This window comes from Haloarcula sp. JP-L23, assembly GCF_011602445.1.
GTDB lineage: Archaea > Halobacteriota > Halobacteria > Halobacteriales > Haloarculaceae > Haloarcula > Haloarcula pellucida.
In genome coordinates this window covers 239,679-256,440 of record NZ_CP050016.1, presented here as the reverse complement: position 1 = coordinate 256,440, position 16,762 = coordinate 239,679, and the positions used below count along the sequence as shown (strand labels likewise).

10 protein-coding genes and 4 pseudogenes are annotated in these 16,762 nt (G+C 55.3%); 3 read left to right on the top strand and 11 right to left on the bottom strand.

Annotated elements, in window-relative coordinates:
• Positions 1-90 precede the first annotated feature (90 nt).
• Positions 91-1,173: a TAXI family TRAP transporter solute-binding subunit gene (locus tag G9465_RS22480; protein ID WP_166974849.1), complete on the bottom strand. Its 1,083-nt coding sequence runs from the start codon at positions 1,171-1,173 to the stop codon at positions 91-93.
• Positions 1,174-1,793: 620 nt separating this feature from the next.
• Between G9465_RS22480 and G9465_RS22475 the strand changes: the two are divergent.
• Both G9465_RS22475 and G9465_RS22470 read left to right on the top strand, forming a co-directional pair.
• Positions 1,794-2,937 (top strand): annotated as a pseudogene (locus G9465_RS22475) (ISH3 family transposase).
• Positions 2,938-3,620: 683 nt separating this feature from the next.
• Positions 3,621-5,126 (top strand): phosphoenolpyruvate carboxykinase (ATP), encoded by a 1,506-nt coding sequence (locus tag G9465_RS22470; protein WP_166974845.1) that lies wholly within the window; start codon positions 3,621-3,623, stop codon positions 5,124-5,126.
• Positions 5,127-5,627: 501 nt separating this feature from the next.
• On the opposite strand, the gene G9465_RS22465 is transcribed toward G9465_RS22470, so the two are convergent.
• The 9 genes and pseudogenes from G9465_RS22465 to G9465_RS22420 form a co-directional block, all read right to left on the bottom strand.
• Positions 5,628-7,175 (bottom strand): DASS family sodium-coupled anion symporter, encoded by a 1,548-nt coding sequence (locus G9465_RS22465; protein WP_166974842.1) that lies wholly within the window; start codon positions 7,173-7,175, stop codon positions 5,628-5,630.
• Between the two features lie 60 nt (positions 7,176-7,235).
• Positions 7,236-7,487, bottom strand: coding sequence for a helix-turn-helix transcriptional regulator (locus G9465_RS22460; RefSeq protein ID WP_166974838.1), 252 nt, complete (start codon positions 7,485-7,487; stop codon positions 7,236-7,238).
• Between the two features lie 356 nt (positions 7,488-7,843).
• Positions 7,844-8,914, bottom strand: coding sequence for an IS630 family transposase (locus G9465_RS22455; RefSeq protein ID WP_166974835.1), 1,071 nt, complete (start codon positions 8,912-8,914; stop codon positions 7,844-7,846).
• Positions 8,915-8,968: 54 nt separating this feature from the next.
• Complete coding sequence (locus G9465_RS26500; RefSeq protein ID WP_166974832.1) at positions 8,969-9,343, bottom strand: helix-turn-helix domain-containing protein; 375 nt, start codon at positions 9,341-9,343, stop codon at positions 8,969-8,971.
• 175 nt (positions 9,344-9,518) lie between these two features.
• Complete coding sequence (locus G9465_RS22445; protein WP_166974829.1) at positions 9,519-9,809, bottom strand: HalOD1 output domain-containing protein; 291 nt, start codon at positions 9,807-9,809, stop codon at positions 9,519-9,521.
• A 777-nt stretch (positions 9,810-10,586) separates the two neighbouring features.
• Positions 10,587-11,585 carry an IS110 family transposase gene (locus tag G9465_RS22440; protein WP_166974826.1) on the bottom strand — a complete coding sequence of 333 codons (999 nt, stop codon included), beginning with the start codon at positions 11,583-11,585 and terminating at the stop codon, positions 10,587-10,589.
• 267 nt (positions 11,586-11,852) lie between these two features.
• Positions 11,853-12,401 carry a MaoC family dehydratase gene (locus G9465_RS22435; protein WP_193571762.1) on the bottom strand — a complete coding sequence of 183 codons (549 nt, stop codon included), beginning with the start codon at positions 12,399-12,401 and terminating at the stop codon, positions 11,853-11,855.
• Between the two features lie 868 nt (positions 12,402-13,269).
• Positions 13,270-13,923 (bottom strand): helix-turn-helix domain-containing protein, encoded by a 654-nt coding sequence (locus tag G9465_RS22425; protein WP_166974817.1) that lies wholly within the window; start codon positions 13,921-13,923, stop codon positions 13,270-13,272.
• 57 nt (positions 13,924-13,980) lie between these two features.
• Positions 13,981-14,856: pseudogene (locus tag G9465_RS22420) on the bottom strand (transposase); the annotation flags it as partial.
• A gap of 28 nt (positions 14,857-14,884) precedes the next feature.
• Here G9465_RS22420 and G9465_RS22415 point away from each other — a divergent pair.
• Positions 14,885-15,977, top strand: a pseudogene (locus G9465_RS22415) (IS630 family transposase).
• A gap of 6 nt (positions 15,978-15,983) precedes the next feature.
• On the opposite strand, the pseudogene G9465_RS22410 reads toward G9465_RS22415, so the two are convergent.
• Positions 15,984-16,115: pseudogene (locus G9465_RS22410) on the bottom strand (IS5/IS1182 family transposase); the annotation flags it as partial.
• Positions 16,116-16,762: the final 647 nt, after the last annotated feature.

Here is a 16,762-nt window from a genome sequence, read left to right as displayed (position 1 = left end):
TCGATATCTCGTGTGTTGTGATACATGGGTTCTATCGTCTCTCTCCTAAATCGGTGGTTGCTGTAACTGTTCTCCAGTGAGAGTCCCGACTCAGTTCGTCTCGCCGCGTTTCCACTCGTCGTTCCAGACTCCGTTCTCTTCGAAGAAGTCAGCGACGCCGGGATGCACGCCGAGTTCTGGGATGACCGCAGACGTCATCGACTCGGGGTCGGAGTGGTCGAGTGCCGTCGGGTCGGATTCGCGAATCGCTTCGTGATGTTCGCTGGAGAGTCGCGCGACTTCACGGGTTGCCTCGGCGGGTACGTCCGGACCGAACGCCCACTGCCCGGCGAGAACCCACGAGATGGTGGTGTCGGTGATGCCAGTGACCTCCTGCTCCCATCCGTACGGTTCGAGTTCCTTCTTGATCGCACCGCCGACGTTATCGATAGCCTGTTCGAAGTTTTCGTCGACCTCGATGACCTGTAACTGGCCACCGCTCCGGACGTCGACTTCCTGGACCCAGCTTGAGAGGCTGACACCGTTCGCACCGTAGATACAGAGCGCGTCGACGCGGCCCTCCTCGACAGCACCCGCAATATCGCTCGTATCCAGGTTGAGAATCTCGTTTGGCTCCCACAGACCTGCTTCACGGATTACCTCCTCGGTCAACAGGCGCGTCCCGAAACCGGGCTGGATCGGGTAGATGTTGTACCCACCCTCCGCGAGGTCGGCCGTCGAAGTGATTCCCGAGTCCCCCATGGCGACCCAGTACATCTCGAGGTTCGTAAACACGAACCCTTGCTGTGGGAGTGAGTCGACGGACTGATCGGCAAACGGTCCCTCGTCGTTCATCGCCTTCGTCAGTGAGTTGTTATCGACGCCGATTGAGGAGATATTGCCTTCGTCGAACTCGTAGAGGTTCGCCGTCCAGCCGTCTGTTACCTGTACTGAGACGTCGAGGATATCGCTGTGTTGCTGGGCGGCACGCGCGAGCGCTTGCCCGGCCTGCTGTGTAGAACTCCCTGAAGATGTCCCGCCAATCGAAATTCGATAATTTTCGCTACCGCTATCACTACCACTGTCACCACTGCTGCCGTTGCCGCTGTCACTGGAACAACCTGCGAGAGTGATGACACCGAGCGTCGCTGCACTGGAGAGAACACTACGTCTCGACTTGCTGATTTGCGACATGCATCTGTGTGAAGCTGGTGTCCAAAGATAATAATACCGGTTCCTGCAACAATTATCAGGTATATCGTTGACGTTACATCCGCTTCGAGTAGGTCTCTCTTGTGTTGTGCCGTGGTAGCAAGCCGTTTTTGGACGTCCAGTTGTTATCCATGGGCCGCTAACGAGCACCGATTTCGGTCCGACTCGTACGGACGTACGCCCATGGTGGTCGGTTCAGAACTCCGTGAAGATGGGATGGGGCCACGACGTGTGTCCGCCGATCTCACGGATAATGTCGTTCGTGACGGCAGCGTGTCAGTACATCTCAGAACCAACACCGACGATGGGAGGCTGAGGACCGGTAGACGAGGTCGTCAGTGAGCCAATATTCCAGCGACGATTCCGCTTCACCGAACTCCTATCCAGACTGTCTGGCTGCAATAAAACACGCACCGTATGTATATAATGTGTGTACTTCTGTTACTACCATCCTCACTCGGACCTGATGTCGATGCTCGAAACCCGTTCCGCATCGACGAACGGCTTATTGAAGCCGGTTCGGAACAAAGCCGCTGCAGCGTCTGGATAACCAGTATCAGTCGATCACATCGGGTTAGAGTAAGCGTCTGCTTGGAGAGGATGTGCAACCAACCCAAGCAGACAGCGAGATAGAGGAAGAGCACCTGCTTAATTTTGTCGTCAACAGCCTTGACGAGGAGCTTCCGATAGATCTCGGTGAGAACGTTGAGGTCACGACAGATGCCTTGTACGAGGTCCTCGCCGGCGCCAGCGCCGGCGGGACCTCGATCAACCACGTCTGCGAAACAACCGACGACTCACCGCATGCCAACACCGTCCGAGGATATCTCACCGATCAGTTCGACCTTGATACTGTCGAGGCGGTTGGAGACACGCTTCTCCAGAGAGATATCCTTGAGACACTCCCGGATCGACCGGTGGAGGTCGTCGCCGACCTCCACCTCGACCCTACTACGGCGACGAAGACGAGACAGAAGCGCTGTATTCGTCGCAGGCCAAACGCGGAACCACGACTTTTCACGCGTATGCGACCCTCTACGCGCGGGTACGCAACAAGCGGTACACGCTGGCGGTCCGCCAGCTTGTCGCTGGCGAGACCACCAGCGATGTCCTCGCTGAGTTTCTAGACCTCCTTGACGGCCTTGACCTCGGCGTCAAGGCTGTCTACCTCGATCGCGGATTCTACAACAGCACCTGTCTCGGACTGCTGTACGCACACAACTACGCCTACGTCATGCCGATTGTCAAGTGGGGAGAGACGATTCAAGACGAACTCAGCACAGGCTGGAGCCGCGAGATCGAACACGATCTCGCCGGCGAGGTGACGTTCCCCGTATTCATCGACTGCGTTTACCAGCAGGGACGATACGACGAACACGGGGTGGCGCGTCACGGCTACGCCGCTGACGCGCCGTTCATCGACACACCACGAGATGCACGAGAGCACTACAGCAAGCGCTTCGGCATCGAGTCTAGCTACCGATTAGCCAACCAGAGCCTCGCATTCACTAGTTCTCAGGACGCTGGTCTACGGCTGGTGATGTTTGTTGTGAGCCTGCTTCTCCAAAACTGCTGGCGGTATCTTCACTGGAGGTACGTGGCGGCGCCCCGCCGCGGGGGCGCCGCCTCTGGAGGTGGCCGTTCACGGAGTTCTGTGAGATGGTGCTGCGGGCCGCCTGGACAGCGCTTGGTGTGCGCAAGGCTGTTCCAGCAAATCAACCCCTCGACGACCGGTTCTTCCGGTAGCTGTCCACCGATCCGGACAGCGGTCGTGAGTGGCGACGCTGTCGCGTCGGCGGCAGTCCGCCGCCGACAGCGACTCCTCACCACCGAAACTCACTATCCGTCTCACTTCGAGAACTGACCGCCCATCGAAGACGCAGATTCAAGCTCTACTGGAAGGGCTAGTGGGCTTTCGATGTGATCGACTGAGTATTGGTCACTGAGCATATGATAGAACGCATATCGAAAATAACTCTCGTACTGCTGTTATTCGTCTACTTACCCCTCTCACGACGAGTTCGAAAAGTCCGTTCCGAAGCAGAGAATCTCTCGTCCACCGCCGACTCATAACAGATCCAGGGAAAATCACTGGACAAGCCCCACAACACCAGTCTATCCGTTATTTCGGTGTTCTGTAGCGTCGAATCACCGCTCAAGCCAATCGTTCGTCGTGGACGCTCTCTCGCCACAACCGTATTATTGGAGACTACTGTGGAATCAACTGCCAGTTAGACCCTGTGAAGCTCGGCTGGTTCCGTCCGGAGAAGCGTACAGTCTCGGACAGCCACTGTCGTTTATACTGAGCAGTGTCTGTGCGCGACCGATTCCACTGAACCGTGTCTCCGTAACCAATCTATCCAGCGATTTACTATAGATAGAGTCCACATACACTTATCAACTGCTACAGGGCAATTTATACGTACACGATGTCCGAGATCGGCGCACGGAGTCAGAGAGTAGAATCGAGATTACCGGATCCGGAAACACGCGACAGCGTTATCTACAACCCATCGGCCGACCAGCTGCGTGCGTTCTCGGAGGACCTCGAAACGCAGACGGAGTTCGGATCGCCGTCGTACGTCAGCGCCGAGAAATCCCGCAACGCAGAGAAGACGAAAAACAGGATAGACAGCGAGTTCGACGAGGCGGACTGGGCGTTCATCGACGAAGCGCTAGAGGCGGCCAGCGAAGCGGAGATGGTATGTGTAGACCGGCAGGTCGGTCGTCACCCCGAGAACAGCTACGTCTGCCGGTACTACGTCCCGAAGTGGTACGGGCGTATCGCGCTCGGTCTGTCGAAACTGCTGGAACCGGCCGAGACCGACCGCGAACCGGATTTCTACACGCTACAGCTCCCGGAGTGGGACGAGACGAAGATTCGAATCCTCCCGGAGCGAGGGCTTACTGTCGTCGCTGGCAGCGACTACTTCGGTGAGGCCAAGAAATCGTTCCTCCGGCTGTTCATGTACTACTCGAAACAGCAAGGTGGCCTCGGGCTGCACGCTGGCAGCAAGCAGGTCCGCTTACAGGCCGACGACGGGACGGAGACGGTCGGGCAACTGTTCCTCGGTCTCTCGGGTACGGGCAAGTCAACGCTGACGGCCCACGGACTCTGGCTCGACGACCCCGAGGGGGCGACGATGCTGCAAGACGACGTCTGTGCGCTCCGTCCGGACGGGACTGTCGCGGGCAGCGAAGGGAAAGGGCTGTTCGTCAAGACGCACGGCCTCGACGAGGAGACCGAACCAGAAATCTATGCCGCGACGACCGACGACTCCGCAGTCGTAGAGAACGTCGACGTCGCGAACGACGGCACTGTCGATTTCGACAGCGATCGATACACCAAGAACGGGCGTGCCATCATTCAGCGGGAGAAGCTGCGGTCGGCTGGCGACGAGGTTGACCTCCCGGAAGTCGACCAGATATTCTTCATCACACGGAACCCCGCGATGCCTCCCGTCGCCAAACTGAATCCCGAAGAGGCCGCTGTCGCGTTCATGCTCGGCGAATCCGTCCAGACTAGTGCCGGAGACCCGACCGCAGCGGGAGAGTCGATTCGCGTCGTCGGGACGAATCCGTTCATCATCGGCTCGAAGGGCAAAGAAGGAAACCGGTTCCGTGACCTCATCGCAGACCTCGACGTGGAGTGTTACGTGCTGAACACCGGTCGCGTCGGGTCGAGGGATGTCGGCGTACAGGACACGATTACGCTGCTGCGTGCGATCTCCCGCGGGACCGTCGAGTGGGAGACGGATACGGCAACCGATCTCACCGTCCCGGCCGACGTGCCGGAGATGGACGTAGAGGAGTTCGACGTTGCGGAGAATCTGTCGGACTATGAGGCTGCGATCAGCGACCTTCGGACGGAGCGCGACCAGTATCTCGACCAGTTCGACGACCTCGACGACTCCATCGAGCAGGCGCTGTACTGATTGAGATCGACGGCGAGGAAAGGATCACTATGCCGTGTTGACGACTCAAACCAGCTCTTAGCGGGAGACGTGCATCGTCGAAAGGCTGTCCTCTCGGCGACACTTCTACATCGTCTCCAGGATAGATATATTTAGATGTCGCAATACTATGAGAAATTACATGGAAGAGAATCTATATACCGCAAATCCATTCAGAAATTGGCAAGAGAGAATATATAACTGGAATTTCCATCTACAGAAATCTCATAAATGTGTGTGGGTCCCGAATAAAAAATCAAAGTGTACGCTGACAGCCAGAGTCTACAGGCGGGACAAGGTGAGTGCCTCGGGGCTTGTCCTCGAGGTCCTTCACTACACCCTCGACTCCGGGACAGTGATGCCGAATCGGGGACACACCCGTACCCTGGCGCGTTTGAGGCCGAATCCACCGACAAGTCCTCCTCGCCGAAATGAGCGGGGAGCAACTCCGAGCGAGTAGGGAGGGTCGGTGACCGACGCTTGTCACCAGAGAACGCTCGGCCACACGAACGAGAACAAAATCACGACAAGCACGGTTAACACGAGCGTCATCAGGACGTTCAACACGATGCCAGCCCGTATCATATCGCTCTGATCGAGGTAGCCGCTTCCGAAGACGATCGCGTTTGGCGGTGTCGCAACGGGAAGAGCGAACGCGAAACTCGTGGCGACTGCACCGGTAACGGTCAGAAAGACCGCCGCTGGAACGGCGTCGATACCGAGTGTCCCGGCCAGGACACTCCCAAGGCCGATGAGTATCGGTGCCAGTATCGTGGTCGTTGCAGTGTTTGAGGTGAGTTCCGTTATTAGTATCGCGAAGACGACGATGACGAGGACTACGAGTATCAGCGGTGCCCCGACGACGGCGTCGAACAGCGAATCTGCGAGCCACGCGGTGGCGTCGGTGTTGCGGAGTGCATCGGCGAGCGAGAGGCCGCCGCCGAAGAGGACGATAGTCCCCCAGTCGATGTCGACGAGATTCTCCCAGTCGTCGGCATCGGCTACGACGAGAGCCGGAATGGCTAGCAGACCGACGACAACGAAGTAGAGGATACCACGGTGCCCCTCGAGCCCGAACAGGTTGGTTGCCTCGCCGCCGAACAGCGTCACCTGCCATGCGGATGGAAGGACTCCTTCGAAGAGGAATCCCAGGCCACCGAGCACCCACAGGCCAGCCGTCGCCGCGAAGATATACACTGCCCGCCGAGCCCGAGGCGAGAACTCTCCCTGCGCCGAGAGGGACTCACCAGCTTGTGCCTGCGCGTCAGTCACGTCGTCCATCTCGGGTGGATACAGCCAGAAGGTGAGGACGTACCACGTCAGTGGGAGCGTCACGACGACGACCGGGAGACCGATAGTGAGCCACTGTACGAACGATATCTCGACGTCGACCAGTCGGTCGAGGAAGGCGACGGCGACGACGTTCGGCGGCGTCCCGATGAGCGTCCCGATGCCGCCGACGCTCGCCGCGTAGGCGGTCCCGAGCAGTGTTGCAACGCGCATATTCGATACCTCGTCGTCCGGCGTTTCGCGGCCGACGACCTCGGCGAGAACGCCCAGTGCGACTGGCAGCATCATAGCCGTCGTGGCGGTGTTCGAGACCCACATCGAGAGAAACGCCGTCGCGAGCATGATGGCGAGGATGAGCAACCTCGGTGACCGCCCCATCCAGTTGATGAGATAGAGCGCGAGCCGACGGTCGATGTCGTGGGTCTGGAGCGCCTTGGCGAGCATGAATCCGGCGATGAACAGGAAGATGAGCGGATCCGCGAATCCCGATAACGCGGCCTCCATATCGCTGTAGATTCCGAAGATAGTCAGTGCCACAGGGATGAGAAGTGCCGTCACCGGGAGCGGGAGTGCTTTCGTTACCCACAGAATCGCTGCCAGTGCCATCGTAGCGAGTGTTAGTTGAGCGGCTTCATCGAGGCCTGCTGGCGTCGGTGCGGTGGCGATAGCCGCTGTCACCACGACAGCGACGAGGAGTGACACTCCCGTTCGTCGGCCCGAAAACTGACCGGACCGCGTCATTTCTCATCTCCCTGCGTGTCACGGATACGTCGTCTATCTGGTGAACGGGGCACAGTCATATCAGAAGTTTCTAACTAGTGCGTCGATTTGCTCGTCGGTCAGTTCTGCCCGATAGAGCTCGAACAACTGTTCGAGACGCTGTTCAGAGAGGCTCCGAGCGTCGCTTTCCAGCATCGAGATGTGCGCTTGCATGATGTCGTCGATCTCTTTCTCGACATCCCGCTGGCTGAACCCGGCTGCGACTCGAAGGAGTCGCCACCCCAGTGCAGATATCCCATCAATGGCTACGTCGTCCGACTTACCAGCGTCCATCTGTCGATGTGTAGCACCATCGGACGAATGTACATAACTGTTCGTCTCACAGGGGAGTAGTGTTTAGCAGATTAAAATGATTCCACTCGATGTGTTTGGGCCGGAATCGGTCGCAGCGGACCTGTTGGCGCAGGTTCGTTGGCGTGACGGTGGCTCTTTCCTCACCGAGGTATCTCTAATGATAAGCTGACACAGTATCTTTGAGCGTTCCAGTTACGCCGGGAGCTGTACCGGAAACCGGGTTGAGATGCCCTCAAACACGCTATTCAAGCGATCCTATGAAATCAACAACGTGCTATGCATGAGCGATAGGCTTAATTCAGAACGCTCAGTGAGACCAATTCTTACAATAATAGTCAAGATAACTTCTGAAAGTTAAGGAACTTCTCACACCACTTCTTGGCGTAGCTGACTCTCTGCGTCACTTGTTCAAACACATCTTTGACGAGTTCGTGAAATTCGTCCTCGTCGCCGACAATAATCGGCGACATCGTCCATTTCAGCTGTTTCCAGACTTGCTCGATTGGGTTGAGGTGCGGCGAACCTGACGGGAGAAAAATGAGGTCGATTCCTAGTTGATGGGCACGTTTGCGCGTGTATTCACAGATATGTGATCCGTGCTTGTCCAAGACGAGCAGAATCCGCTGGCCCGGATTCTGCTCGCGGACCTTCTCTAATACGCTGCAAATCTTCTCTTTCTCTGTTTCAGTCCAGCTGACCAGACTTTCTCCGTTCAATGCGTAGAATCCAACCGCTGAGTCTTCTGTCTTGACTAACGGCCGTTCGATGTGCGGATCATCGACGTACCACACTCGCCGCGAATTATCGTATGGCTGCGGTTGTGACGCATCGAAAAAACCGATGACCGTACCGCCGTCAGTACAGATATCGTCGTCGACAACCCATCCATCCTCTTCATCACCTTCCTCTTTGTTGTGGGGTTGGTCGTCGGTCTCGTCGAGGATTTCTTCTGGATTCTCCGGCCGATTTGGCCGTTTTGGACGTGGCTTCGCGTACGATAAGCCGAGATCTCGGAGAAACTTCCCGAGGTAATCCGGATGGTACTCGACATCGAATTCCTCGGCTAGGAGATGCTGTATCTCCTGTGATTTCCATGGTTGGCCTTCTTCGAGGAGCTTGAGGAGCTCTTCTTGTTCGTTTTCATCGAGTTTCGGGGGCCGACCGCCCCCGAAACTCGGCATCAATTCTTCGAGTCCACCTTCATTCCACGCATCCGCCCACCGACCGCCAGTCGCTGCCGACCGTGCTTCCCGGTCGGCAGCTTCCGCAATCGTATCGCCCTGGTAGAGATTCTTCACAAACCCGAGACGCCGAATTCTGTGTTTGTCTTCGGCGTCGCGGAGAAGCTCATCGAGGTTCTCCTCTGAGATGTGACGTTTGATCTCTTTGCGTCGCTCGCGTCCCATTGCCAGCACTTCGCACTGACCCCACAAAAGATTCCTCACTCATTAACGTCGATCTCATTGAGGGTGACAAGCGTGTCTGCGAGGAGGTGAAGCGTCCAGCGAGCGCGCCCTTCGGGCGGCTCGCTGCACGCCAACGCAATCAATGGGCCTCGGCGTTGCCGTCGAGTTTGCGCGAGGAGATACGGCAGGGTTCTTCCGTTCGATGGCGCCGAGTCGCTGTCGGCTGAATCGCTCACGCGTGCGCTGGACGGTGGCGCGGCCACAGTCCAGCGCGTCAGCGATTTTCGGATCGCTCCATCCCTCATCGGACTTCAACAGGATACGTGCTCGGGTGAGTTTTTGCGCACTGTGGTTGCCAGCTGAAACCAGCGCTTCGAGCTCTGCACGCTCTGTCTCAGCCAATTCGACGAAATACAGCTTCCTACTCATGAGGAGGTTCTAGAGGTCGTGTAGCGGCATAACGCTATCAGATCACGCTTGAAGCAACACTAGACAGTGTCGGTGTGTGCTATGATCCACCATGGATTTTATTATCGGTGGTCGGTCTCACCAGAATCTCTGGAGGGAACACCCCAGAGATCGCTAAACCATTGCGTTCGTTAGTTCAGCTCTCGGTTGATTTCCAGAGCGTTATTTGTCCAGTGTTCTGTACCAACACGTCATACCCGGCATAGCTAAAGGTAACAGAGGCACTTTTGGAGTCATTGCAGGAGGTCATGAGCGTCACCAGTGCGTCGGGATTGATGGCGTCACAGAGCGGCTCTATTTCCGTTGGATTTCTGTTTGAAACCGTGGCTACAGCCCTAACTATCGTTATGGGGAGTAGTTTTTCGTCATTCCACTCCGTGTGGTACCGAGCTTTGCGCTGGTCACTCGGGGACTGCTGTCGGTTCATTATTTCAGGCTCTTATCCAAGTCTGGTTACTGGTACAATATTCGACCTCACATATGAAAAATAATTTCCATGGGTCACAAGGGATTTTATAACGTCCAAGGATTTGATTTCTGTATCCGGAGCGGATCTGCTACGGTAGTTGGGCCCCTCGTTTGTACTTTTGAGAGAGCCCGACGGCGAGACTGGGCCGGGACTGCATATTTGTGTCTTTGAGCGTCTCTTCACTAGAGACCACTGTGTTCTCGGGATTTCATATGGACCACGCATAAACTCGTCCACAAAACAGTTCGCGTCGGCGACCGTCCGTGTCATGCCGTCTCCCCAGCAGAAATCGATGACGAGCGATCCGGCGACATGCGGGACAACGCATCAGCTACGCTCCTCTGGAAACTCTCATTGTACTCACCGAGTATCGCGAAGGGCGTGTTGGACAGTTCGTTTGTTTCCGGAAATTTCGTATCCTCGACGATGAGCGTGCGAACGTAGCGTCTCAGGAGTGGACGGCGGCCTCATCGGTGACGCCGAGGACGAGTGGCCACTGAGCCAGACGTTCGTGGACGGGTCGGTCACCTATGGAAATTCTGCTATCTGAACAAACCACCGTTGGCGTCATAATATTTTGGACTGGACAGATTCCGGATCGCTTGAGATATGGAAACCACCAGACTGTGGTCTGATGCCACTCTCAACTATTGGCAGGCTGGGAGAATCTTGTGCGGTAGCTGTGGCTGTTGCGGTCTGCGAACCGACCACTGAGCGCCGTCGCAGCGACGGCGCTCAGGCACTCACTCCTGGTGGATTGTACACCTCCCTTCGATCAAGCATGTGGTAAATTGACACCAGCAATTTCCGAGCGGTTGCAACGATTGCTTCTTGTGAACTCTTTTTTCCTGCTAACCGATCGTAGAACCGACGTAGATACTCGTCGTTACATGTGTGAACTGCTGTTTGCGCACACTGAACGAGGATCCAGCGCATCCGTCCTGATCCTCGTTTTGAGATTCCACCTTCGAACCGCGAGTCGCCAGACTCGCGGATCACTGGGTTCAATCCAACGTAACTTACGACCTCTTTGTCCCTGTCGAACCGTTCTATCTCACCCAATTCGGCGTAGATCATCAGCGCCGAATAGTAGCTCACACCAGGAATGGTCATCAAGAGCTGGGTCTCCTTCAGAGACCCAGCGCGTTCCTCTATTGCTTCATCAAGCCGCTCAATCTCGTCGGTGAGCGTCTCAATTATCTCTAGATACGACGCTAACAATTCATCCCACGGGCCCGGGAGCGAGAGTTCCCGCAGGAACTCTCTTCCCTTCACATTCAGCGGTTTGATCTTCCGAGTGATGCCGTGATCAGACAGCAATCCGTGGATTTTGTTTGCATACTCTGTCCGATTCTCGACCAACTTCTGTCGCCCGCGCACGAGTGCGCGGGCTTCACGGATCTCATCAGTAGGAACGTAGCTTTCCGGCACTGAATTCAACCGACATAGTCGAGCCAATTCCTTTGCGTCAACGCGATCAATTTTCTTGTCGGTGTCTGAGATCAAGTTCAGTTTTTCAGGGTGAGCAACAGTCACATCTAGGTACTCAGACAGCGTATCGTGGATGTGGTAGTAGTTGCTGGTTGCCTCGATGGCAGCTTCTGCTCCAGCATATCGCTGGGCGAGGTCGTCGAGGTTCGCGTTTTCGACGCGAACCTCTTCGACGATCTCACCGGTCTCATCCATCACTGCCACTTGTGCGTACCGCTTGTGGATGTCAATTCCAAGGAACATGGATTGTCACTCCGGGACGCCGGTGCGTGAAACAGAGAGTCACCTATGCGGGCTTTCCCGACTGCCGCCGGGAGCGGCAGTCGGGCTGTAACGCCCATAATTCGGCTTCTTACGCACTCGGACCAATCAATACAACGTGCTCTGAGGCACGGACCGATTGCCGGTCTCTTGCGTCCCATACTTGTTTCACGCTCTCATGGGATAGCAGAATTTCCATCGAATCAGTACAGGATGTATTCAGGGTAGGAATCAAACGGGACGCCGATCCTACACGGACTGATCGTCAAGGAGGACGACTGCCTCCCCGTCAATAACTGTTTCCTCGTCATGGATAACCCTGGTTCTCAGACGATACTGTCCATCGCCAAGTGCTTCCACGAGATCGATAGTCGCTGTCAGACGGGTATTGGGATAGACTGGTGCGTGAAATTCGAAGTCTTGAGAGAGGTAGACGACCAGTCCAGGCAGCCGAGCCAAAGCTGCACTGATGAGGCTGCCAACGAGCACTCCATGGGCAAGGCGCCCACGGAATCGAGTCGTCTCAGCATACGCCTCGTCAAGATGCAACGGATTCGTGTCGCCGCTCGCTGCAGCGAACGCTTTGATATCTTCGTCGGTGATCGTCTTTGTAAACTCAACGTGATCGCCGACACTGAGTTTATTTTGGTGGTCTTCGCTCATTTCCACGCGCCATTCTGGGAGTGATTCCCCAGCTTCAATCCGAGCAACCGGCTCCGAAGCGGTCCCGTCACGATCTGAGTGGCTGTCAACAGTGGCAACCACTGCTCGATTAGCCGCGGCGGCGCTATTGAGCATGTATGCCGTCGTCCTCGCCCACGCTTCGAGCAGCGGAGTGCCCTTTGAGTGAGAACTCATTGGATATACTAGCTTTTTTCATATAAAGAGTATATGGGATGTTCTACCATGGTATTCTTATCAGGCATCCTGGTGACTACCTTTCTCTACAGCGTCTGTCGTGATTCCAGTAATACACTATGTCTGGTATCAGCCTACCACGGTTCCGTGACGAAATATCTGAAACAGGCGGAACCGGGTGACGTAATCGATAGGTATGGTAACATGGATCTGTGGCGGGTGGCAACCTATACGAGGGAGCTCTCACGACCGCAGTTCCGCCTATACACAGCTTCGTACAGATATCTCATATCGATTGCCCTTTGTCGACAAAGGTATTTTTCTGTACTCAACGAACCGTCAACAGTGACAGTGATCAGGAGTATATTGACCGCCATCGTCCCGACAGATCCTGGGAAAGTCGGAGCGAGTGGGAAAAGTACGAAGACACGATTCGCTATTTGGTATCTCTGGTATCGACATTTTAGTCACGGAGTCGGCCACTCGTTTCAGTAGCCACCTGCATCTTCGAAACAGCGACCACACTTGGTGGCGTTGAATTCGGTGGTCGCAGACTCAACAGAAGTCATGCGTAATTTGTCGGGAGCAACATGATACGTGAGTCCATGGGTCGTCTGTAACTTTGCGTTCCCTATTTTGTGCTTATGCACCGTTTTTGTGGTTTTGTTCAGAACCCCCATATCATGTGATGACATACATTTACTGCATAATTCTTTATATTTTTAACAAAGAGAACTTTAATTTTATTGCTAGCAGTAAATATATACACGTTCTGCTTGAAGCAACCGAATACTGAAATGGCAAGGATTCACGTCTCCTTATCACGGTGGAGCGTGTTTGTGACCAACGTATCAATGCCTCGGCGCAGACGTTCAGTCAGCGCTTGGTCAGAGATATCGAATTCATCCGCGAGCTCTTTTGTGGAAATCTGCCGTGGAATAGCATAGTACCCAGTCTCAACAGCACGGGACAGCGCCTCTCGTTGTGGAGCAGACAACCCGAACTCTGAGTCGGCATCTGGTGGTGCCGGATTGTAAATCCGGTTGACGTCGAAGTGGATCTCAGCGTCAGCACAATACTCCTGAAACGCCGAGAGGGAGTCGTGTGACGGGAACCGAAGTTCGACCGTCCAGACCTTCGCACCTCCTCTCGCGTCCAACAAGTGAGCATTCATCCTTAGCACGCCACTTAGAAAAGTTTCATCTGACATTTCCCAGTCTAGCGCGTACAACGTTTCATCGTCATAGGTTGCGACCTCCTGAAGACGGTTGACAGCAGGATGTACACGGACGCTCTCCTCAAACGAACTGCGATCACTATCACGAAATCGGACGAACGGAATGGGGCGCTCGCCGAGCGGCACCATCGTTTCGAGGACGAGACTGGTAGTGTCTTCTACCGATAAAATACGACCCAGCTCGAATTCATCTGCGGGAAGAGACAGTTCAACGATGACGCCCATTGTTGTTTCCCTTCCATCAGATACAGTACTAGAAGCGAGGGTGTCATAGAAGAGTTCTCACACCGTGATCACGGTGCTTCCCGGATTGTCTCCGCGTTCGTAGTTGGTGATTGCGACGACGAGGCGAAGGCACAGCGCGAGGAACACCTGCGCTCGTGCGTGGACGCGGCCTCGGGCGTGCGTTCGCCCGAGGCCGCAGTCCTTGACTGATTCGTTGGTTCGTTCAACTCCTGTGCGGCGATTGTACGTCTCGTCTAGCGTCGATTGCTTCAGTTGAACGTCTTCGCTGTGTTCGTCGATGCGGTCTTCGACTCTGTACTCGATATCTTTCGGCTCGTCGGTGTTTCGCGCGTTGTACGGAGCGACTGGCACGACCCCTGCGGCCAGCAGGTGGTCGTGCCAGTCGAGCGTGTCGTAGGCGCTGTCACCGACCATCCAGATCGGCTTGGCGACGGCGAGCGCGTCACGCGTGACGCGCATCGCCGTCTCCTCTGGCGCTTGCTTACTCTCTGTGAACTCGGCTGCAATCGGGATCTTTTGCCCGGTCGAGACGATCGTGCAACCGTAGCCGTAGTAGTACTCGTCGTCGGTTGGATCGTAGCACTTCGACGCATCTTGATCGGCGGGCATCGCCCTCACGTCGGTTGAATCGATACAGTAGGTCAAGTCGAGCAGGCCGCACCGGGCGGCCTGCTCGACGAGTCGGTCAAAGACGTCGTCAACGACGTGTTCGAGGTCGGTGAGAAAGCGATCGACCGCGTCTCTCGACGGCGGTCGATCGAACCCACAGCTCAGCCAAACGATCGTGTTCCGAAGCTCTCGCTCAACGGGACGAATGCCGTAGATGTCGTGGTAGTAGCAATGGAGGAAGCCACGCATCAGCTCTGGTGGTTCGTGATCTCGTGTTCGCCCCGTCTTAATGAGTACGAAAACTTTTGTGAGTTAAGACTGACTGCCGTTCATGGAGCGCTCACGTCGCAAGGAGATCAAGCGTCACCTGTCTGAGGAGGAGATCGACGAATTGCTGCGTGAGGCTGAAGACGATCACCGACTTCGGCGTCTTGGGTTCCTGAAAAACCTCTATCAAGGTGATTCGATTCCGGAGGCCGCCGACCGGGAAGGCAGGTCGGCGGCCACCGGTGATCGCTGGGCAGAAGCCTGGAATGAAGGTGGGCTCGAAGAACTCATGCCGAGTTTCGGGGCGGTCGGCCCCCGAAACTCGATGAAGACGAACAAGAAGAGCTGATCGAGATGCTTCGTGACGGTCAGCCTTGGAAATCACAGGAGATTCAGCATCTTCTCAAGGAAGAATTCGACGTCGAGTATAGCCGGAATTATCTCGGCACCTTCCTTCGAAATCTTGGTCTTTCGTACGCGAAACCACGGCCAAAGCGGCCTCATCAGCCAGAGAACCCAGATGAAATCCTCGAAGAGCGCGTCGACGACGCGCTCGACGAGGACGATCAGCCATACAACAAACGCGAGGGTGACGATGACGATGGATGGGTTGTTGACGATGATGTTTGCACCGACGGTGGAACCGTCTTGGGCTTCTTCGATGCATCGAAGCCACAGCCATACGATAATTCACGCCGGGTCTGGTACGTTGATGATCCTCATATCGAACGACCACTAGTCAAGACGGACGATTCAGCTGTCGGGTTCTATGCGCTTAACGGTGAGAGTCTCGTTATGTTCAAAGAAACTGAGGAGAAAGAACGGATTTGCGAAGTCTTAGAGAAGGTCCGCGAGCAGAATCCGCGACGCCGGATTCTGCTCGTCTTGGACAAGCACGGATCCCACATCTGTAAACACACGCGCAAGCGTGCGCATCAACTTGGGATCGACCTGGTCTTTCTCCCACAAGCTCACCGCATCTTAATCCAATTGAGAAGGTTTGGGATTACCTCAAGTGGACGATGTGCCCAATCATCGTGGAAAATGAAAACGAGTTCAAAGATCTCGTTCAGGAGACGTTCGAACAAATAACCGAACGCGTTAGCTTCGCAAAGAAGTGGTGCCAGAAATTCCTTGACTTTCAAAAGTTATCTTAGTCATTACGCCGGGGCGAACACGTCGAACTCTTCGAGAAACTCGAATGAGAGATGCTCAAACAACGCTAGCGTCTCGGTTTCCGCGACATTGAAGAATGACTCTACCGAAGGATCATCTTGCAGGGTCGCTGAACTCATCCACCTCAGCGTTCACCCTGCTCTTTGGTGTGCTACTCGTTCTATGACACCCTCTACTAGAAGCAATAAGCCTGCTTACCCAATCTGCTTGTCCACCCTTTGCATGGTGTACAATGTTATCAATCTATCAGTCTAGCGTATGTAGGAAAAACCGACCAGATAGCGGCGATGGCCTGGGATCATTCTTCGTCCCGAAATCGCGGACGATTCTTTGAACCACGGCTCTCTCATCTCCAGTATCTGAGTCAGTAGCCCATGACAGACAAGAATCCCTATAGCGGAGGAATAACGACTACGGACGAGTTCGAGACGAATCTCAAGCAGCTTCTCGCGGTGGCCAGCCAGAACGGTGTTGACCTCAGGGGCACCTGGGTATATCGTAACGACGCTAGCACTAGCTGGGAAGTCATGATCTATGAATTAGAGGGCGTACAGGAATCGAGTTGACGGGGATAGACACGGGAAATCCACTCTCTCGGAAGTTGTCTGATGAAGCGTATCGCCTCACCTCCGCCTGAAGGTCGCTAATCAACAGGGCTATCTATTCCGACTCTCGACCATCCGGTCTAGTTCTTCAAGCAGTCTTTCGGCCTGTCGGGAATTATTGTTTTGCAATGCTTCTTCAGCCTGATCCAGCCTCCGGTACA